This window comes from Eggerthella sp. BIOML-A4 (assembly GCF_009875575.1).
In the GTDB taxonomy this organism is placed as follows: Bacteria; Actinomycetota; Coriobacteriia; order Coriobacteriales; family Eggerthellaceae; genus Eggerthella; species Eggerthella lenta.
Genome location: NZ_WWRX01000002.1, coordinates 228,499 through 248,991, shown reverse-complemented (window position 1 = coordinate 248,991; position 20,493 = coordinate 228,499). Strand labels below are relative to the sequence as shown.

The 20,493-nt window shown below is 63.2% G+C and carries 17 protein-coding genes and 1 tRNA gene; 4 read left to right on the top strand and 14 right to left on the bottom strand.

The genetic code is table 11. From position 1 onward, the window contains the following. Positions 1-519 precede the first annotated feature (519 nt). The 7 genes from GT613_RS02865 to GT613_RS02835 form a co-directional block, all read right to left on the bottom strand. Positions 520-2,058 carry a sodium:solute symporter gene (locus GT613_RS02865; protein WP_114518178.1) on the bottom strand — a complete coding sequence of 513 codons (1,539 nt, stop codon included), beginning with the start codon at positions 2,056-2,058 and terminating at the stop codon, positions 520-522. Between the two features lie 752 nt (positions 2,059-2,810). Further along, the gene (locus tag GT613_RS02860; protein ID WP_009305637.1) at positions 2,811-4,052 is read right to left on the bottom strand and encodes a phenylacetate--CoA ligase family protein; all 1,242 of its coding nucleotides are present in this window, start codon (positions 4,050-4,052) and stop codon (positions 2,811-2,813) included. A gap of 356 nt (positions 4,053-4,408) precedes the next feature. After that, positions 4,409-5,383 (bottom strand): diguanylate cyclase domain-containing protein, encoded by a 975-nt coding sequence (locus tag GT613_RS02855; RefSeq protein ID WP_226844487.1) that lies wholly within the window; start codon positions 5,381-5,383, stop codon positions 4,409-4,411. A 185-nt stretch (positions 5,384-5,568) separates the two neighbouring features. Then, positions 5,569-6,165 (bottom strand): indolepyruvate oxidoreductase subunit beta, encoded by a 597-nt coding sequence (locus GT613_RS02850; protein ID WP_009305635.1) that lies wholly within the window; start codon positions 6,163-6,165, stop codon positions 5,569-5,571. Continuing rightward, complete coding sequence (locus tag GT613_RS02845) at positions 6,158-8,461, bottom strand: thiamine pyrophosphate-dependent enzyme (RefSeq protein ID WP_009305634.1); 2,304 nt, start codon at positions 8,459-8,461, stop codon at positions 6,158-6,160. The genes GT613_RS02850 and GT613_RS02845 overlap by 8 nt, the downstream gene beginning before the upstream one ends. A 736-nt stretch (positions 8,462-9,197) precedes the next feature. Next, a complete protein-coding gene (purE, locus tag GT613_RS02840; RefSeq protein ID WP_009305633.1) occupies positions 9,198-9,668 on the bottom strand; it encodes a 5-(carboxyamino)imidazole ribonucleotide mutase in 471 nt (156 codons plus the stop codon). 62 nt (positions 9,669-9,730) lie between these two features. Continuing rightward, positions 9,731-10,369 carry a TetR/AcrR family transcriptional regulator gene (locus tag GT613_RS02835; RefSeq protein ID WP_009305632.1) on the bottom strand — a complete coding sequence of 213 codons (639 nt, stop codon included), beginning with the start codon at positions 10,367-10,369 and terminating at the stop codon, positions 9,731-9,733. 163 nt (positions 10,370-10,532) lie between these two features. On the opposite strand from GT613_RS02835, the gene GT613_RS02830 reads away from it, so the two are divergent. From GT613_RS02830 to GT613_RS02815, 4 genes are all read left to right on the top strand, one after another. Continuing rightward, the gene (locus GT613_RS02830; protein WP_009305631.1) at positions 10,533-10,712 is read left to right on the top strand and encodes a twin-arginine translocase TatA/TatE family subunit; all 180 of its coding nucleotides are present in this window, start codon (positions 10,533-10,535) and stop codon (positions 10,710-10,712) included. Positions 10,713-10,932: 220 nt separating this feature from the next. Continuing rightward, positions 10,933-11,463: an HdeD family acid-resistance protein gene (locus GT613_RS02825; protein ID WP_009305630.1), complete on the top strand. Its 531-nt coding sequence runs from the start codon at positions 10,933-10,935 to the stop codon at positions 11,461-11,463. 174 nt (positions 11,464-11,637) lie between these two features. After that, positions 11,638-11,713 (top strand) — tRNA-Phe (locus tag GT613_RS02820). Between the two features lie 335 nt (positions 11,714-12,048). After that, positions 12,049-14,466, top strand: coding sequence for a diguanylate cyclase domain-containing protein (locus GT613_RS02815; protein ID WP_370516070.1), 2,418 nt, complete (start codon positions 12,049-12,051; stop codon positions 14,464-14,466). A gap of 41 nt (positions 14,467-14,507) precedes the next feature. Here the strand turns inward: GT613_RS02815 and GT613_RS02810 are convergent, their stop codons facing one another. The 7 genes from GT613_RS02810 to GT613_RS02780 form a co-directional block, all read right to left on the bottom strand. Next, positions 14,508-15,107: a hypothetical protein gene (locus GT613_RS02810; protein ID WP_009305628.1), complete on the bottom strand. Its 600-nt coding sequence runs from the start codon at positions 15,105-15,107 to the stop codon at positions 14,508-14,510. Beyond that, positions 15,094-15,738: a hypothetical protein gene (locus GT613_RS02805; protein ID WP_009305627.1), complete on the bottom strand. Its 645-nt coding sequence runs from the start codon at positions 15,736-15,738 to the stop codon at positions 15,094-15,096. The genes GT613_RS02810 and GT613_RS02805 overlap by 14 nt, the downstream gene beginning before the upstream one ends. A 2-nt stretch (positions 15,739-15,740) precedes the next feature. Further along, the gene (pilM, locus tag GT613_RS02800; RefSeq protein WP_009305626.1) at positions 15,741-16,736 is read right to left on the bottom strand and encodes a pilus assembly protein PilM; all 996 of its coding nucleotides are present in this window, start codon (positions 16,734-16,736) and stop codon (positions 15,741-15,743) included. Positions 16,737-16,772: 36 nt separating this feature from the next. Then, a complete protein-coding gene (locus GT613_RS02795; protein WP_009305625.1) occupies positions 16,773-17,666 on the bottom strand; it encodes an A24 family peptidase in 894 nt (297 codons plus the stop codon). A 3-nt stretch (positions 17,667-17,669) separates the two neighbouring features. After that, positions 17,670-18,074 (bottom strand): prepilin-type N-terminal cleavage/methylation domain-containing protein, encoded by a 405-nt coding sequence (locus tag GT613_RS02790; RefSeq protein WP_009305624.1) that lies wholly within the window; start codon positions 18,072-18,074, stop codon positions 17,670-17,672. 103 nt (positions 18,075-18,177) lie between these two features. Continuing rightward, the gene (locus GT613_RS02785; RefSeq protein ID WP_009305623.1) at positions 18,178-19,386 is read right to left on the bottom strand and encodes a type II secretion system F family protein; all 1,209 of its coding nucleotides are present in this window, start codon (positions 19,384-19,386) and stop codon (positions 18,178-18,180) included. Then, complete coding sequence (locus GT613_RS02780; protein WP_009305622.1) at positions 19,386-20,441, bottom strand: type IV pilus twitching motility protein PilT; 1,056 nt, start codon at positions 20,439-20,441, stop codon at positions 19,386-19,388. The genes GT613_RS02785 and GT613_RS02780 overlap by 1 nt, the downstream gene beginning before the upstream one ends. Positions 20,442-20,493: the final 52 nt, after the last annotated feature.

Sequence of the window (20,493 nt, the reverse complement as noted above, 5' to 3'; positions counted from 1 at the left end):
GTTCGACGCATCGCCCTCGGCAGCGTTGCGCACCGAGTTATCCGCGCAGTCGAAGGCTCCCCCGGATGGCGAAAACCCATCGAATTCGGAAATTTCGCCCGCGGCGTAGCCGCGGTGAGGAAACCCCTCCCGCATAATGCCTGGTCGCAGAGGATACCTTGCGCGGAACCTCGCGTCGAACAAGCGCGACGCGCGCGATAGCTTCCGAATTCGATGGGTTTTCGCCATCCGGGGCGCGACGGGCTGCACGGAAGACCGTCAGACGGAACAGCGCGACCCTTGATAAGGAGTCTCTTCGGGCGCAATGCGCCAAACAGGCGGTCGTGACCAGCGCTTCGCGCGATACGCTCGCGTAGCAAGCCGGTGCTTCATGCGAGACATAGGCGGCAAACAGCTTCCGAGATGCGAGCTTCGCTCCAAGAACACGTCTCGTTCGCTGAAGCGTGTTCTTGGAGCGAAGCGCCCTCTGCCGTCCCGCAGACTTTGAGACGACAGAGGTTTCGAAGCTTCGGCTCAGAACTACTCCGCTTCCAGCTCCTGCTCGTATTCGCGGTCGATGGCTCCCTCGACGTGCGGCGGGTCGACCTCGAACTCAACGCGCTTTGTGAACAAGCTGACCACCGGCACGATGATCAGCGACAGCACCATCGCAATGGCGCCGCAGTTGATGGGCGACGCGATGAACGCCGTGCCCACGAACCCGGCGATCATGTTGCCCGTAGTCAGACCCACGCCCACGATGAAGCTGGCCCACACAGCCGGACGCGACACGCGACGCGAGTAGAGCCCCCAGAAGAAGGGTCCCAAGAACGAACCGGCCAGCGCGCCCCACGAGATGCTCATCAGCTGTGCGATGAACGTGATGGACGAGTTGTACTGCACCAGCGCGATCACCGCCGAGATCACGATGAACACCACGATCAGCACGCGCATGTACACCAGCTGTTTTTTCTCGCTCATGTTCTTCACCACGTTGTCTTTCAGCAGATCGAGCGTCAGCGTGGACGACGACGTCAGCACCAGCGATGACAGCGTGGACATGGACGCGCTCAGCACCAGCACGATCACGATGCCGATGAGCAGGTCGGGCAGCGTGGACAGCATGGTGGGCATGATAGAGTCGTACACCGGCGTGCCTGCGGCGGTCATCTCCACCTGATCGCCGTACAGGCGGCCGAACCCGCCCAGGAAGTAGCTGCCGCCGGCCACCACCATCGCGAACACGGTGGAGATGATGGCTCCCTGCTTGATGGCCGGGCCGCTTTTGATGGCATAGAACTTCTGCACCATCTGCGGCAGGCCCCACGTGCCCAGGCTGGTCAGCACGATGACGCCGATGAGGTCGGGCAGGTTCGGACCGAAGAAGCTGACGAAGGGCCCTGCCATCTGGGAATCCTCGGCAGGGATGAGCGACAGCGTGGCGATGGCCTCGGTGAAGCCGCCGTTATTCACCAACACCGCCACGATGACGGCAACGATGCCCAGCAGCATGACGATGCCCTGGATGAAGTCGTTCATCACCGTGGCCATGTAGCCGCCCAGCACCACGTACACGCAGGTGATAACCGCCATACCGATGACGCACACCTCGTAGGGCAGGCCGAACGCCATGCCGAACAGGCGCGACAAGCCGTTGTACACGCTGGCCGTGTACGGGATGAGGAACACGAAGATGATGGCCGCGGCCGCGATGCGCAAACCCTTCGACTGGAACCGCGCGCCGAAGAACTCGGGCATCGTGGACGCGCCCAGGCGGTGCGTCATCTCGCGCGTGCGCGGGCCCAGCACCCACCAGGCCAGCAAGCTTCCCAGGATGGCGTTGCCGATGCCGATCCACGTGGCGGCCACGCCGTATTTCCAACCGAACTGACCGGCGTAGCCCACGAAGATGACGGCGGAGAAGTAGCTGGTGCCGAACGCGAACGCGCTCAACCACGGCCCCACGTTGCGGCCGCCCAGGATGAACCCGTCGACGCTTCCGGTGTGTCGTCGGCAGTAGATGCCGACGCCCACCGCCACGCCGACGAAAATAAGCGCCATGCATATCTTTTCGATCATGAGTCTTCCTATCGATTCATGCGCGCCGCCCGTCGGCGGGCGCTCTTCCCCAAGAAAGCGAGCCCCGTTTTGCTTCGTGTTCCGCGACCGGATGTTTCACGTGAAACATTTGTTCCTTTGTCGCACTGCAATGCGATGAATTGTTTCACGTGGAACATCGCGTCGGGAAAGGCCCGCGCGGTGGCGCACATGACTTTGCCGGAACGCAACGCCCGTCGGCACGACGCCGACGAAGCACCACGGGCAAACCCATGTGCTAGAGGTATCGATAGGAATAATAGGAAACGGCACGGTAGGCGGTTCGACCGGCCAGGGGCGCGTCAGAGGCATCGGCCGCACGATGGGCGACAGCGCTGACCGCGTCGATTGCGCCGGTCGTCGCGGCGACATCGGACGCGTGGGGCGAAGCCGGCTGCGCAGCGAATACCGTTACAAGCGAGTCCGCGGGACGCGGAGCGAGGGAGCGGCACACAGCCGCGACGGCGAGCTGAAGCTGCCAGCGCTGTTCGACGGCGGTATGTCCCTTCGCGGAATGCATGCGCATACTCTACCATAGTGGAGCGCCCCCATCATGCAAAAAATTCGCAAATCCCCCTCCGCCGCCGAACGGATGTTTCACGTGAAACATCCGGAAGGCATCCGAAGCTTCCGCATCATCTAGCTTGCACAAAAGAAGGCGGTTCGCGCGCAAAAAGAGGGAGGCAGCCCGTCAGGGTGCCTCCCTCCACGTACGAGAAAGCTCCGCTTTGCGACTAGTATCGGCTGTCGAAGATGCGCTTCGTTTTCTTCTCGGAGCGGGGCAACTCGCCCATGGGAACACCCTTGGCATCGGGAGTGCAGCCGCACTTCGCCTTGAAGATGAGGGCCAGCTCCTCCTCGGCGCGCGCCTTCGCCTCGTCTTGCAGCGGGGTTTCGAACAGCACGGTGAGCACATCCTTGCCGCTGATGTTCTCGATCATCACCTGGTACTCGCTGGACGTGCCGTCGGTGGCGGCGATGACTTCCTCCACCTGGGCGGGGAAGATGTTGCAGCCCTTCACCTTGAACATGTCGTCGGTGCGGCCGGTCAGCGTGTCGATGCGCGGGTGGCGATGGCCGAAGCCGCACTTGCAGTCGCCCGGGATGATGCGCGTGAGGTCGTGCGTGCGGTAGCGGATGAGCGGGGCGCCCTGCTTGCGCAGCGTGGTCAGCACGAGCTCGCCCACCTCGCCGTCGGGCACGGGCGCACCGGTGTCGGGATCGACCACTTCCACGTACACGTAATCGTCCCAAATGTGCATGCCGTGATGCTCGTCGCACGATATGCCGATGCCAGGGCCGTACACCTCGGTCAGGCCGTAGATGTCGTAGATCTCCACGCCCAGCTCGCCGGCGATGCGCTGGCGCATCTTGTCGCCCCACCGCTCGCTGCCGATGACGCCCTTGCGCAGGCAGATGCGGTCGCGGATGCCGCGCTCGGCGATCTCCTCGGCCAGCAGCAGCGCGTAGGAGCTGGTGGCGCACAGCACGGTGGATTTGAGGTCCTGCATCATGCGCAGCTGCTTCTCGGTATTGCCCGGCCCCATGGGGATAGTCATGGCGCCCAGGCGCTCGGCGCCCAGCTGGAAGCCGATGCCCGCCGTCCACAGGCCGTAGCCGGGGGTGATATGGATGCGGTCGCGGTTCGTGATGCCCGCCGTCTCGTAGCAGCGTGCGAACTGGATGGCCCAGTCGGTGACGTCCTGCTGCGTGTAGGGGATGATGACCGGCGTGCCCGTGGTGCCGCTGGAGCTGTGGATGCGCACGATCTCCTCGTCGGGCACGGCCTGCAAGCCCAGCGGATAGGCGTTGCGCAGGTCGTCCTTCTCGGAGAACGGAAGCTTCTCGAAGTCCTCCTGGGTTTGCACATCGGAGAGGTCGATGCCCTCGAACTTGGCGGCGTAAAACGCCGAGCGCTCCTTCAGCGTGGCGAACTGCTGCTTGATGAGGGCGAACTGGTCGTTGGTAAGCTGCATGATGATCCCCTTCTGGGACGATGGTCTTCTACCGGATATGAGGATGCTTCAAGCCCGCGGGCGCGAGTCTTGAAGCTAAAGCCATCGACCCGCCGAAACCACGGCTGGGAAGGAGAGGATGTCGTTGTCGTTCGCGAATTCCATGCGTCCATTCTAGGCGAAGGGCGTGCGATTGCAAACCCGCAAGTTCCCCGGGAAGCATCATCGCCCCAAAAACACGCCTCAACGCGTGAAGCGTGTTTTTGGGGCGATGATGCTCCGATATCGGCCTTACGATTTCTGGCCAGAACGACAAGACGAACCAGCGCGCAGGGCGGTTCGGCACCGGCTATCATGCGACCCAGCGCCGACGGCGATCACCAGCTGTAGCAGCCTTTTCCGTTGTCCTTGCTGGCGTACAGAGCGCAATCGGCGGCGCGATAGAGGTCGAAGAACGTCTCGCCTCGCACAACGCGCACGATGCCCACCGAACATCCCAGCTCTACGGCACGCGAAGCAGAATGCGATCCCCATGCCTCGATAAGCTCGCACGCTTTGCATTGGGCTTCCTCTACCGAAAGCGGGCAGGTAGAGAACACGGCGAACTCGTCGCCTCCCATGCGCCCGACCAGCGCATCGCGCGGGAAGACGCGCAACAGCACGTCGGCGAACTCTTGGATGACCCGGTCGCCTTCAGGATGGCCCAACGTGTCGTTCACCGTTTTGAAGTTGTCGAGGTCGATCATGAAGAAAGCGCTGCCCTCGCCGCCTTCGACAAGCGCCGCTGCCACATATTTCTCGAACGCGGCATGGTTCAACAGCTCGGTCATAGAATCAAGCTCGGCGCGGCGCTCCATAGCCTTGGAATACTCCAAAGCGGCGTTCGCCTGCTCGGTAGCCGTTTTCGGATAGTACTCTTCGCGCCGTTGATCGACATTGGGCGTGGAATGATGCAGATGCACCAGCAGCCACCGGTCGCCCTCGCGACGGAATACCAGCGTGAAACGCGTGTCCATTTCCACGAGCAACGGTTTCGGACGGTCGGGTCGCTCACGCGCCCACAACGTGCCGAACACGATGCAGGTGTCCTCGCCGATGGCGCGCGGCTCGTAGTACTCGTCGAGGATCTCGAAGGTGATGTCCTGAGCTTCTTCCTGATCGCGCTCGAGTCCCGCGAAGAACGCCTCGAGGTTGACATAGAGCTCGTGCTTTCCTGTGCCGATGAGCGAGAGATTCTGCGGATCCATGGTGTCCACGATGAATTGAACGCTTTCGTCCGAAGGCTCGATGATGTACGCGTGCCAAAGCTTGCGCGCCAACTCGACCGCTTCCTGCAGCAACACCTGATCCATCGCCCGCCCCATAACGCCCTCGCCTTCCGCCGACTATTCAAACAAAATTTGAATAACCGCAGTATACATCAGGGGGCGGTGCTTAAAGACGATGGCGACCCCGAACGCGCAAGGAGCCTTCCCCAACTAACCGCGCGCGGGGCGCGGGGCGCGGGGCGCGGGGCGCGGGGCGCGGGGCGCGAAGATTATCGCGCAGCCACCGCGTCGACGGCGGCCAGGTTGAGGGCGACGAAGCGCGGCTTCACGCACTCCTCGAGGGCGCGTCGCAGGTCGTCGAGGTCGAGCGCGATGCGGCCCTCCTTGAGAGCGCTGGCCAGCAGCACCGAGTTCAACACCTTGCGGCTGCCCACCGCGTCGGTAAGCGCGACATCGTCCACCGCGACGAAGCGCGCGCCGGTGCCCGCCAGCGATCGCTCGATGCTCGCCAGCACGTTGTCGGCGCGATAGGGCTTGTCGGACAGCGCCGCCGTGACCGGCTGGATGGCTGTAGTGGCCGTGACCAGCAGCCCGTCGGGCGCGAGGAACGGCAGCACGCGGGCGGCCTCGGCCGGCTCGAACGCGATGACGAGGTCGGCCGTGCCCTCGGCCAGCAGCGGCGCGAACACCTCCTCGCCCGCGTCGCCCATGCGCACGTGCGACACCACGTTGCCGCCGCGCTGCGCCATGCCGATAGTCTCGGCCGTGCGCACTTGCCAACCCTTGTCCTGCGCGGCCTGGGCCAGCACCTTCGCCGCCAGCACGGTGCCCTGTCCGCCTACGCCCGAAAGCAACACGTTACGCATGGCAGCCTCCTTCCGACGCCGATGTTTCACGTGAAACATCTGTTTGGGGTTCCGTCATCGACAGCGCGTCGAAGGGGCACACTTGAACGCACAGGCCGCAGCCGTTGCAGAGGCTGGGATCGACGAACGCCTGGCCACGCTGCTTGCTGCGCGGGCCGCGCGCGTCGGCGTCGAAGCCGATGCCGGGACAGCCGATCTCGGTGATGCACTTCTTGCAGCCCGTGCACGTTTCGGCATCCACGACGGCGGGCGCGTCCGGCTTCACCAGCTGGATGCACGGCGACTCGAACAGGACGGCGCTGGGGCCTTCGTGGTCGAGCGCCTCGCTCACGGCCGCCACCGACGCATCGAGGTCGAGCGGGTTCGCATGCACGATGCAATCGAAGCCGACGGCCTCCAACACGCGCGGGATGGAGACGGGCTGGCGCTTCGGCCCCATGAGCGTGACGCCGGTGCCGGGATGCGGCTGCGAGCCGGTCATGGCCGTGGTGGCGTTGTCCAGCACGCACACGGTGATGTCATGGCCGTTGTACACGGCGTTCACCAGGCCAGGCAGCCCGCTGGCGAAGAACGTGGAGTCGCCCACGAACGCCAGCGTCTTCTTGTGCGGCTCGGCCACGGCGAAGCCCTGCGCCATCGTGATGCCCGCGCCCATGCACAGGCAGGTGTCCACGGCGTCCAGCGGCATCGCGTTGCCCAGCGTGTAGCAGCCGATGTCGCCGCACAGCACGGCGGGCGTCTTCCCCAGCGCGCGCTTCACCGCGTAGAAGCTGCCGCGATGGGGGCAGCCCGCGCACAGCACGGGCGGGCGCACGGGCAGCGGCGCATCGGCAGGCGCGTCGTAGGCGAACGTTTCACGTGAAACGTTCGTTCCAGACTTGTCGGCAGAAGCGGAAGTCGCCGCGGACGAGGACGACGACACCTCAGAAGGCGAAGAAGCCGATGCAGCCGTCGCAGAAACGGGTTGTTGCGCAGGGACGGGCGATGCCGAATAGGATTCCGAAGGGGCGCCCGCTGCAGGGGCGATCACCTGCGGGATGCCGAGGAAACGCGCGATGCGGGCGGCGCAATCGTCCACGTCGTTCTCGCCACGGTCGCGCGCGTCGCCGGTCAGACGGCCGCGCACTTCGTAGGTCGCATGCGTGCGACCAGCATGCACGAGCAGCGCATCCTCCAGCACGTGGTCCAGCTCTTCCAGAACGAGCACTTCGTCGAGGCCTTCCGCGAACGTCGCGGCCAGCTCCTCCGGGAACGGGTAGGGCGTTCCCACCTGCCAGAACCGGTACGCGGGCATTTCCACGCCCGCTGCCGCCGCGCGCGCTTCCACCATGCGCAGCGCCTCGCGCGCATAGGCGGCCGACACGCCGCCCGCCACGATGCCGAGGCGCGGCGCGACTGCGGCAGCTGCAGACTCCGACGCGCCCGCGCCGATCCCCACCGCCTTGGCGCCCGCACTCGTCGCCGTCTTCGGCATGCTCCCGTCGTCGAATGTTTCACGTGAAACATTCGTTCGTGCATCCTCGGTCGACTGCGCGCCGCCCTCGACCATCGGGTTGAACGCCGCCAGCGCGGGCTCGACCGCGAAATCGTGCGCGATGGCCGCCAAACGCTCGTTGATCTCGCCGTGCGCCTGGTAGGCGCGGCGCGGGAAGATGACCCACTTCGGGTCGCGCTCGAAGCCCTCGTCGGGCACCGGACGCGCGTCGGTGGCGTCCGCGACGTCGAAGAACGTCGAGGCGTGGTTGATGCGCGTGGTGGGACGCACGATAACGGGCGTATGATAGCGCTCGGACAGGTCGAATGCGGCCTGCATCATGGCGAAGCCCTGGTCGGGAGTGGCGGGATCGAGCACGGGCAGCTTCGCGAAGCTGGCAAAGCGGCGCGTGTCCTGCTCGGTCTGCGACGAGATGGGACCGGGATCGTCGGCCACGAACAGCACCATGCCGCCCTTCACGCCCACATAGTTCAAGCTCATCAGCGCGTCGCTGGCGACGTTGAGGCCCACCTGCTTGCAGGTGAACAGGCAGCGCGCGCCCGTGTACGACGCACCCGCTAGCAGCTCCAAGGCCGACTTCTCGTTCGTCGACCACTCCACGTGGATGCCGCGCGCGGCGCCGTCGTCATGCAGCTTCGCCACCGTCTCAATCAGCTCGGACGACGGCGTGCCCGGGTAGCCCGCCACCACGCGCACCCCGGCCTCCAACGCCGCATGCGCGAACGCCTCGTTCCCCATCAGCAGTTTCTTCGTCATGGTCCTCGCCCGCCCCATCGCGTACAGATGTTTCACGTGAAACATTCGGGTTCTTTCGTTCGAGCATCCATGATAGCGCACAAGCGCGCCCCTCGCGCGGTCGCATCCGCGAGGGGCGCGAAGGACGCACCGCCAAACCGCCCGGCAAATTGGGCGCATTCGGTGCGGGATGCAGCTGGCGCCCTTCCTCTGCATCCGCGCGAAGACGTACAAATGTTTCACGTGAAACATCGTGGCGCTTCCGCGCAACTCGCAGCATCTCTAAATGGCAAGAAGGCATCGAATTCGGAAGAAATCTCGCGCCTTGACCGTGTCCGACGCAAAGCCGCTCGGAAGAGCACGCTCACGAACAGGCGTTATGCACAGGGGGGGCTTTCTTTTGCCCTTGCGATCCGCGCGGGCGATTCCGAATTCGATGCCTTTTTGCCATTCGCTGCCCTATCGGCTGCTAAACCAGGATCGACATGCACTGCCGCGCGCAGCTTCCCCTGTCGGGCGGCTGGCGATCAGGCGGGACGAGCGCCTGTCCGATGGCCGAGGAGGGCTTCCGAGCCGCCGGCGAGCTTTCGCGGGACGGGCCTACCCGGGCTATGCCAATCCTGGTTTAACAGCGGACTACCCCTATCGGCTTGCATGAAGGGCGCAACGCTCGTTGCCAAGAAAGCGCTATCGAGAATCAAGCGTCACCGACACGTGGCAACGCAAGCGTTCTAACGAAACAGCGCGGCCGGATGCAGGTCGCATCCGGCCGCACGCTGCAACCGCTCGAGCAGGACGCCGCCTACGCGTCGGCCATGCCTCGCTTGAAGTCGATGATCTTCTGACGGTCGGCGTCGCAGCCGGTGCCGAGGATTTGCACGGCCAGGATGGCCGCGTTCTTCGCGCCGTTGATGGCGACGCAGGCCACGGGCACGCCGGAGGGCATCTGCACCATGGACAGCAGCGAGTCCAACCCGCCCAGGTCGCTGGTCTTCATGGGCACCGTGATCACGGGGTTCGGCGTGTACGCCGCCACGACGCCGCCCAGGTGGGCCGCCTTGCCCGCCGCCGCCACGATCACGCGGATGCCTCGCTCGTGCGCCGAACTTGCCCACTCGTGCACCTCGGCCGGCTTGCGGTGCGCACTAGCCACCTTCACCTCGTAGGGCACGCCGAACTCGTCGAGCTGCTTCATGCACGGCTCCATTGCGGGCATGTCGCTTTCGGATCCCATGATGATGCCGACTACCGGGCTGTTCTGTTCGCAGGACATTCGCACTCCTTCTGTCGCCGTAACTGGTTCGCATTCAGTGTAGCGAACCGCCGCCGTGGGCGCTATCCCACGATGCGCCTGATCACCGCTTCTACTTCGTCTGCACTGGGCAGGCCGGACGCCGGATCGTCGGCGACGCGGTACAGCGCGAACTTCGCGGCTTCAAGCGCCTCGGACACGACGATGTACGACTCTTCCGCCGAGCTCAGAACATCGGAGCATGTGCGCAGCGAAGGATTCGTTTCAAAATACGCCTCCACGATATTGCGAAAATCGCTGACGAAGCCGAACGCGTTGTCCAAGAACAGCTGCATGAGCGAGGGCGTTTCGCTGACGAGCGCGATCCGCTGCGCCGCGATGTCGCTTTCCCAATCGAACGATCCCGCCACCTCGAGGAACAAGGTGAGCGTGGCGTGCAGCATCGAGCAGGGCATGAGGCGATCGAATGCGGTGCGCACAGAGTCGGCATCGAGGTCGTACTCGCCGATGCCCACGATAGCCGCGTCTTTCGTGCGGAAGTAGTTGAAGAACGTGCCTTGCGATACGGAAGAAAGCTCGCATATTTGAGCCACGGTGACGTTGTCGTAGCCGCGCTCGCTCACCAAGGCGATGGCCGCCCGCTCGATGGCGTCCCGCGTGGCGCGGCGCTTGCGCTCGCGCAATCCCATCGACTGCCCGCCGTCCGCCTGCCGCTGTTCCATCGTCCGCCCTCCGCTATTCGCCGTGCCGTTTGCTCTGCATTATAAGAGCCGTCCGCGCTTTTCGTCGAAATTGTCGGTTTTACTACAAAATTATAGTAACTACAAATTTAAAGTTGCTATAATGCTCGGCACTGAACGCGAGGAAGCCCGGAAGGAGCGCACGATGAAGATATTCGGAATGGGCATGCCTGAGCTCATACTTATCCTGGTGGTGGTGCTTATCATCTTCGGACCGAAGAACCTTCCGAAGCTCGGCGGCATGCTTGGCCGCAGCGTCAAGAAGATCCGCGGACGCGTGGAAGACGACGACGTCGACGCTGCTCCGGGAAAACAAACCGCATAACGACCCTCGGCCCACGCCTCGCCCCGGTCTCCTCACGCAGTTCATCGCAAACCGCTTGAGGAGACCGGGGCTTTTTCGTATGGCGAAGGCTCTTGTATGGCGAATCGGCGATTCGCGCCGTCAAACCGCCCTTCGCGCACAAACGCTCGGACGCTCGCAAGCCGGTGATACAATGCGTCAGAGAAACGCATGCCGAAAGGCAAGACGAGGAGGAGCGCTCATGGCGACATTGAAGAAGAAATGGGACTGGAGCCTGATACTGGCGGGAATCCTGCTACTCGCATGCGGCCTGCTCTGCTGCTTCGCGCCGAACTTGACGCTGGCCACCATCGCCATGATCGCGGGCGTGGGCTTCCTGCTCTCAGGCGTGCTGGGCATCGTGTTCTACGTGCGTTTCAGGTCTATGATGAGCGTGTCGGGATGGTCATTGGCCTACGCGATCCTCGACGTGCTGATCGGCCTGATGTTCGTGCTGCATCCGCTGGTGGGCGGCGCGGCCATCTCGTGGCTGGTGGCCCTGTGCTTCCTCGTGTTCGGCCTGTTCGAGATATTCGCAGCGATGAAATCGAAAAGCATCGGCTTCTCAGCATGGGGGATCGGCCTGTTCTCGGGCATCGTCAACATCGTGTGCGCCATTATGCTGTTCGTCTCGCCGATCTTATTCTCTCTGCTCGTAGCCGTGTTCGTGCTGTGGCGCGGCGTCGCAATGATCGCCGAGGGCGTGACGGTTGGCAAGATCGTTTATCGCTAGAAGAACGGCGCGGCAGGTACGCCGACAGGTGTGCGGACAGGCGGCCGATGGATGCGCGCCGGGCTTCCAAGCAGGCGGCCCGGTAAGCAGAGGGGGATTTTTGGGAATTTCCTCTTGCTGAGGCTATGGGATATGGTAGAATATCGTCCCACGTCCCCATGGACGGTTGATCGTGGTCGGGTAGCTCAGTTGGTAGAGCAGCGGACTGAAAATCCGCGTGTCGAGGGTTCAAGTCCCCCTCCGACCACCACTCGAATGCAGAAGCGCTCCCTTTCGGGGGCGCTTTTTTGCGCGCCCGGCTGCTGTCGAGCGGCCATGCACAGATGCTTCACGTAAAACATCCGTGCGGAACACGCAAATGATCGCGCACAGACAGCACCCCCGTGCGAATTATTTGAAAAAAGAGGCTATACTGTAACCCCGATATTCCACCCGGAACAAGGAAGCACGACGAAGAAGAGATCACATACGACTGCCTTGCGCTTATGCACGAGAGTGCTGCTCTCGGCGGTTTTAGCCTGCGCGCTTCTTATACCGGTCACCGCTGAAGAAGCTCATGCCTCCGACCAGCCACGCATCGTCAAGGTGGGTTACACCGACAGCGAAGGCCTGCTCGCAAAAAACGATGACGGCACCTATGAAGGCTACACCTACGACTACCTCATGCGCGTCGCCCAGTTCACCGGCTGGTCGTTCGAGTTCGTGGAAGCCGAGGGCGACAATGCAAACGAACGCGCTTTGCGGCTTTTAGAGATGCTGGACAACGGCGAGGTGGACATCGAAGGAAGCATGTCGTACAGCGCCGCCCTTGCCGAGATGTACGAATACCCCGAAAACAGCTACGGCTCGGCCCACACCGCCCTGTTCGCTCCGAACATACATGCCACCGTCTCGAAAACCAATCTGTTCACCCGAAGCGAGCTGCGCGTGGCCATCCTCGCCACCGCGAAGAAGCGCCGCGCGGAGCTCGAGTACTACTGCGATCAGAACGGCATCAACCTGGTCACCGTCGAATGCTCCACCACGCAAGAGCTGCTCGACAAAACCTTGACCGGCGAAGCCGACGTGTTCCTCGAGATCGACGTCAACATCTTCGACGGGTTCCATATCGTGTCGTCGTTCGCTGGACGGCCCTTCTTCTTCGCCGCGCCTAAGGGCGAGCGCTCGATCATCGACGAGCTTGATGCCACCATCGACCGCATCAACCAAAGCAACCCCCAGCTCCAGGAAACCCTGTACAAGAAGCACTTCCTCCCCTCGGAGGACAACTACGATCTGACCAGCGCCGAACTCCGTTACGCGCGCAACTACAAAACGCTGCGCGTAGGCGTCCTCACCGACAGGCCGCCGCTGCAGTCGTTCGACCCGGAAACCGGCGAGTTTAAAGGGGTTACGAAGGGTATTCTGGAATATCTCTCGAAGCACACGGGGCTATCGTTCGAAATGGTGAGCATACCGCGCTATGACGATTTGGCCACTGCGCTGCGCGAGGAGAACATCGACATCGTTGCCGGCGTGAACGACGACGACAACACGGAAATCGACAAGATCGTAGCCATGACGGCTCCGTACATGACCACCTCCATACTGCTGGTATACAACAAGTTCGTAGACCCCGATCGCCTGGACGGCAAAAGCATCGCACTTTTATGGGACCAGGCTGAAACCGCCCCTGAAGGCGCGCCGGTGCAGCTGTACGACACTATCGAAGAATGCCTCGAAGCGGTGAACTCCGGCGAAGTCGACTACACCTACGGCACGTCGTACACCACGCCGTACTACCTCAACATCGACGAACTGAGCAACATCCTCTATTTGCCCACCTCGACGCAATCCATCGACATCTGCTTCGGCCTCGCGCAGCCGGTTGACCCCGATTTGCTGGTCATCTTAAACAAAGCGCTGCGCAGCCTCAACAGTGCCCAGCTGGACTCCATCATCTATGACAACTCGCTGATCGACCAGGACGAGCAGATCAACCTGTTCATCAAGGATCACCTGGGAGAATTCGCGCTGGCGTGCATATCGCTGCTGGTGCTCATCATCGTTCTGCTTGCGCTGTACCTGCGCTCCCGCATGCATGCGGCGCGCGCCGTACGCGAAGAGAATTTGCGCTTTCAAGAGCTGTACCGCCTGGCAAACGAGCAGTTCTTCGAGTATTCCATAAAATCGGACACCCTGCGCATTTCGAAGTCGAAATCGCTTCTTTCCAGCTCCTACGTTGACGATGCCACGAGCATGGACGACGGATCCTCCTACGTCTCGTACGAGAACGCACGCCAACTCATCAAGCACAGTGCGAACCCCGAGCTGCTGGATGCGTTCACCTCGCCGTCGAACGCCGTGACCGAGGTGCTGTGCCACGAGGAAGCGAATCCCGACAAGGATAGGAAGTGGATACGCATCACTTCCCATTTCGTGGAGGACGATGCGGGCAAACCCATCTCGGTAATCGGGAAAATCGCCAACATCGACGATGAAATGCGCGAGAAGATGGACTTGCCCGAACGCGCCCACCACGACGGCCTCACCGGATTGTTGAACTGGCAAACGTTCCAAGAAACGGCGGGGGAGCTGCTGTCAAACGGCACCGCCGGAGCCGTGCTGGTGGTGGACACCGACGACTTCAAGGGCGTGAACGATACGTACGGCCACCTTGCCGGCGATCGAGCGCTGCAACAGACGGCCGCGGCGCTGACGGCCGCGTTCAGGCCGCAAGACCTGATCGGACGCCTGGGCGGCGACGAGTTCGCCATCTGCGTGAACGGACGCATCGACGATGAGCGTTTGGCCAGCGCTTGCGCCGGCATCGTAAAACGCGGCGTGACGTTCACCGACCAGTACGGCACCGAACACGAAGTGACGCTCAGCATCGGCGGCGTAGAACTGCACGGTAAAATCGCCTCGTACCAGAGCGCCTATCGCCAAGCCGACAAAGCTCTCTACCGTGCGAAAGCCGGCGGCAAGAACCGCTTCGTCATCGGCAGCTACCAAGCGGAATAGATCGCCAGGATGACAGAAGATCCTGCGACTCTAAGCTTTTTCTACTTGGCTTTTTCAACGAGGCCGGCGGTGGTTGCGGCGCCGTTCGTGGTTTCCAAGTAGGTGACAGTCAGCACAGCATCGACGCTGTCCACGGTACCGTCGGCCAACATGTCGCCGATCACGGAGAAGTCGGTGATCTCGCAACGGTACGTACCGTTCTCCAGCTTGCGCACCACGTCCAGCGCAGCCGCGTAATCGGGCACCGTGAACGACACGGTCACCTCGCGGCGCACCAGCTTGTCCTCCACGGTGGGCTGCGCGAACGAGAGGTTGTACGTGGTCGCGCCTCCCATCAGCGCGTTCAGTTCGTTCAACTCGTTGCGGATGTTGTCGTACACGGCCACCACGGGCAGCGTGCCGTCTTCGCCCAACGCCTCCAGCTCGGCCTTCATGCGCGCGCGATCGGCCGCCAGCATCTCCTGCGCGTTGATGCTGATCTCGATGTCCGCCAGCCGGTCTTCATTGGCAGCTATCGTGTCGGCCACGTTCTTCACCACCAGGAAGTAGTAGCACGCCACCACCAGCAGCACCGCCAGCACCAGCATGAGCACCTTCTCGCTGGTGGAGAACGAGCGGTTCAACACGCTACGCCGCGCCATCGCCGGCTCCCTTCTCCTTCGAGCCGCCGTCGCCTTCGACGTCCAGCGGCCCCGCGAACACGATCTGGATCGTAGCCGACGTGGAGCTATCGTTCTCGCCCTGAGCCGTGGATACCGTCACATGCGCTACGCGCTGATCGCTTTCCAAACTTTCCACCAGGGCGGACACCTCGTTCAAATCGGCTCCCAAACAGGTAACCGTGGCCGTGTTCTTCTCCATGCGCAGCGACGACAGGTGACCCACGCCCATCACCTTCTGCTGCAGCAAGTTCAGAACCACATCGCGATCGACCAGGTTTTGCTCTTCTTCGGACAACCCCGGCACCACATAACGATCGTATTGCGCGTTCAGCTCTGCGTAGTCGGCGTTCTCGGCCGCCAGCACATCCAGGCGCGCCTGCGCTGCGGAAACCTCGTTGCTGCTTGCCGCGCTCGCCGCCAAGGGATCCACCACGGCGAACTTCGCGAATACGCCGATCAGCACCAGGGCGATGGTGAACAGACCCAGCTGCGCCAGCAGGTTGCCACGTTGCTGCTGGGTGTCTACCAAGTTGATGGACGTCTTGACGGGGTACGCCGGCGCCTTGCCGCGCTTCAGCGCGCTCAGCGACACCTCCTGCTTCAAATCCATGGCTACCGCCCCGCCTTCATGGTGGCGCCGATGGCAACCGGACAGCGAAGGGCCTCGCCCAACGGCGCGCTCATCGGCGGCAGCACGTCGACGATGGACGACACGCGCAAGTCGGCATGGGCAGCCACCGCCTCTACCAGCGGATCCAGAAGCAGCCCGCCACCGCAGCAGTACGCCACCTCGATGACAGCGTCGGGGTTGTTGAAGCCGTAGAAGTTCAGCGCGCGCCCGATTTCAACCGCGATGGACTGGTACACCGCGCGGGCGGCCTCGGAGCGCTGCGCGCCCTGGTAGTCGGTGCGCTTGTACTGGTCGGCAACGTGCTCGTCGACGCCGTATTCGTTCGCGATGGCACGATCGATGTCGATGCCGCCGATCTCTATGACGCGGGCCACGTCGTAGGCGCCGTCGAGGAAGAAATGCAGCTTGGTCATATGATGGGAGAAGTCTATCACGCAGCAGTTAGCCAGCGCGCGAGGATTGCCTCCCACGAGGTTCTGGTACGCCGCCTGTTCGGGCAGCGCCACCTTCAGCTTCAAGCCTGCGCGACGGAACATCTCGGTATAGTCGGCGATGGCCTGCTTAGGCGCCGCAACCGCCAGCAGATCCATGCCTTCGGGCTGGCCGTCGGCGTCGTTGCGCATGCCCAACATCGCATAATCGTACACGTAGCGGTCTTTGCCTTGCGATATGTAATCGCGGAACTCGTACGGCAGGTTCAGCCGCAGCTCTTTCTCGGTCATGGCGGGAAGCGACAGACGCCGGAACAGGCTGTCGGAGCCCGGAACCACGAACGCTACGTCCTTCGAAACACCGCCGATGCTTCTTACCACGCTTTTGATGAAGTCGGCCATCGCGTCGTGGCTGACGATGCGTCCGTCGGCCACCAGGCCCTCGGGCAGCATCTCGATGGCAACCTTGCTCACCGACTGGCCGTCGGAAACCGCCAGCTTGATGCTGCTGTCCCCGATATCGACACCCGTGTACGTTTTGCCCATGCGGCGCGTTTTCCTTTCAGCCCGCTGCATATCCTGTCAGAACAACCCCGCGTACCACGTGAGGATGGTCGGCCCCGCCAACAGCGTGAACGCCGTGGCCGCGGCAATGGCCGGCCCGAACGGAATCGCCCTTGTTCGGACGCTTTCCCCCTCGCCTTCGCCCTCGCCCGGCGAAGAAGGAACGGAAAGCCCCTGAGCAAACGCGAACGCCAACCCCATAAGGCACGCCATCAGCAGATTCAGCATAGAACCCGCCAACCCGAGGAACAACCCCACCATGAACAGCAGTTTGACGTCGCCGCCGCCGAGCGACCGGCGTTTCGTCACCTTGTCGAACGCCACGGACAATACCAGCACGCCGCCCGCGACGACCGCCGCGCCTACGATGCCGTCCAGCGCCACCGCGCCGCCCGGATGCACCCAACCCGAGAACAGGCTGCCCACCGAGAACGCGTCCACGCGCGGCGCGGGCATGAACCAGATAGACACCAGCCACAGCACGCAGCCCGCCACCACAAACCCGTTCGGAATGATGAACGTGTCCAGGTCCACCAACGCCACAGCCATGAGGATGCACACGAGCACCAGGTAGGCGGCCGTTTGCACCGACAATCCGTAGCGCGCGACGACGGCAGCGAACAACGCGGCCACGAGCGCTTCCACGATGACGTAGCGCGGGCTCACCCGCTGCCCGCAGTGGCGGCAGCGGCCGCGAAGCGCGAGCCACGATGCCACGGGAACGAGGTCCAATGCTCCCAGCACGTGGCCGCACGACGTGCAATGGCTGCGGCCGGCCAACACGCTCTCGCCGTTGGCCAGCCGCCATGCCAGGCAGTTCACGAAACTCCCCAGGCAAGCACCCAGCACGGCGGCGATCCCCAAAAGAAACGCCGCCTGCGCCGGATTGAAGATGCCAAGGGGAATGGTCATGCGTTAGCTAGCGGGATTCTCTTCGTTTCCTTTACCGGTCTCATCCGTAATCGTAATCGTCGGCTTGGTCTTATCGGTGGCATCGTCGATCGCCACCTTGTACACATACTTGGCATCGGTAGGAGCCGATGCCAACGGACCGGTCAGGTCGCCCTTGTCGTTAGCGCTATAAAACTTCTGATCGTACTTGGTCTTATCTAAGCCGTCGGCGAGGTAACCCGTCGTCACTTCAGCTTTCACCGAGCGCTCGTTCGCCTTCTTCACCGCGTCCTCGGCGCTGGTGAGCGAGCTGGAGAACAGCGGCACGGCGATGGCCACCAGCACGGCCACGATGGCCACGACGACCAGCAGCTCGGCCAGCGTGAAGCCGCCGCGCTCTTCGCGCATCTTCTTGATCATCTCTTTCATATCGGTTCCTTTCTCCTTATCCGAGCCATTCGGGCACCGGAAATATCCCCATACATTTTTCTGCATAAAGTAACGGCTGTGACACGAAACGGTGTCAGAACGGTTACATTGCAGCATACAATGAAAACATCGGCAAATACAACGCGATGACGATGAAACCCGCGAACAACGCCATCAAAACAAGCAGGGCGGGCTCCATGATGGAAATCGCCTTGTTGGTCACGCGCTGCGTCTCGTCGTCGTAGAACGCGCCCATGGTTTCCAGCGTCTCCTCCAGCTCGCCGGTGTGCTCGCCCACGGCGACCATCTCGACCAGCGTGCGCGGCAGGTACGTGCTGGCCTCCAGGCCCTCGCCCAGCGTGCGCCCTTCCTCCAAACCAGCCTCCAAGCGCCCCACCTCGCGCGACAACACATAGTTGCTCATCACGCGCGACGTGATGGCCACCGCCCGCGTGGCAGGAAGGCCGGCCGTCACCAGCATGGCCATCGTGTTCGCGAACTGAGCCGCGCCCGAGCACACGCCCACCGCGCCCAGCACCGGCAGCCTCAGCTTCAAGACGGCGAACGTCGTCTTGCCGCGCTCCGTGGTGCCGAACAGCTTCACGCCCACGACGATCAGCGCCAGCACCACCGCGATCAGCAGGAAGTTGTCGGTGACGAAGTTCGAAGCGTCGATCAAAAACTGGGTCATGGCCGGCGTATCCGCCCCCAGCGATGCGATCATGCCCGTCATCGAGGGGATCACCATCACCATCATGATGGCCAGCACCACCACGGCGATCACCGCCACGAAGATGGGGTAGGTCATGGCGCTTTGCACCTTGGCCGACACCTTCGCGCGCTTGTCGAAGTACCCGTGCAGGCGTTGGAAGCTCTCGGGCAGATGCCCGCTCTCCTCGCCGGCGCGCACCGTCTCGATGAACACGCGCGGCAGGTTCTCGCCCTTGCTTTGGAAACTCTCGGCCAGGCTGTGGCCCGACGCCACGTCGGCGGCCACGTCGGCCAGCACGCGTTTCAGATACTTGTCGGTCACCTGGTCGGCCACCAGCGACGTGGCGCGCGCGGCGGGCACGCCCGCGTTCAGGATGGTGGCGAACTGGGCGCACATGACGGCAAGGTTCTTCTGCTTGGCCTTCGGCTTCGTGATGTCCATGGACAGTAGGTTTTTGCCCTCGCGCACGGGGACCACGCTTTGGACGACGCGGCACTGCTCGCGCGCGCGTTCCATGGCCTCGATCTCGTCGAACGCCTCGACCACGCCGTCGATCTGCTGGCCGGCGGCCGTTATCCCGGTGTAAGTGAAGGTTGGCATCAGCGAACGCTCTTTCTCACGTAGTCGACGTCGTGCGCGGCGTCGATAGCGGTTTGGGACGTGATGTCGCGGTTGCGGGCCAGGGCGATCAGCGCGTTGTCCATGGTCACGCTGCCCGCCGAGGCCGACGTGGCCAGCGAGCCGGCTATCTGCGGCGTCTTGCCCTCGCGGATGAGGTTGCGGATGGCGGGCGTCACCATCATCAGCTCGCACGCCAGCGCACGTCCCGTGCCGTCGCGGCGCGGCAGCAGCTGCTGCGACAGCACGGCCACCAGCGTGGTTGACAGCTGCATGCGCACCTGGCGCTGCAAGCCCTCGGGGAACACGTCCACCATGCGGTCGATGGAGTCGGCGGCGCTCTTCGTGTGCAGCGTGGCCAGCACGAAGTGGCCCGTCTCGGCGGCGGTCAGCGCCGTTTGGATGGTGTCGAGGTCGCGCATCTCGCCGATAAGGACGACGTCGGGGTCTTCGCGCAGCACGGCGCGCAAGGCGTTGCTGTAGCTTTCGGTGTCTTGGCCGATCTCGCGCTGCGAGATGACGGACTGGTCGGGCGTGTACACGTACTCGATGGGGTCTTCCATGGTGATGATGTTCTCGGCGCGCGTGTGGTTGATGCTGTCGATGAGCGCCGCCAGCGTGGTTGACTTGCCGCTGCCGGTTTCGCCCGTCACCACCACGATGCCGCGCTGGATGCGCGGGAAGTCCATGACCGCAGGCGGCAAACCCAACGTCTCCAACGCGGGGATGCGGTCGGACAGCAGGCGCAAAGCCGCGCTCGCGTGGCCCTGCTGGCGGAACAGGTTGATGCGCACGCGCACGCCCCCGATGGTCTCGGCGCGATCCAGCTCGCCGATGCGCTGGATGCGGTCGAAATCGTCTCCGGCCAAACGGCGGGCCAGCTGCTCGCAATCGTCGTGCGACAACGGTGCGTCGCCGTCCACGCCCGCGTTCTCAAGGCGCCCGGCCAGGCGGAACTTCACGGGCAGACCGCACACCAGGTGCACGTCGGAAGCGCCTGCCTGGCGCGCCATGTCTATGATGTGCTCAACGTTCATGCGTGGTCCTTCTCTTTCAGTTTGCTGCTATCGCCGCACTTTTGGCATCCGC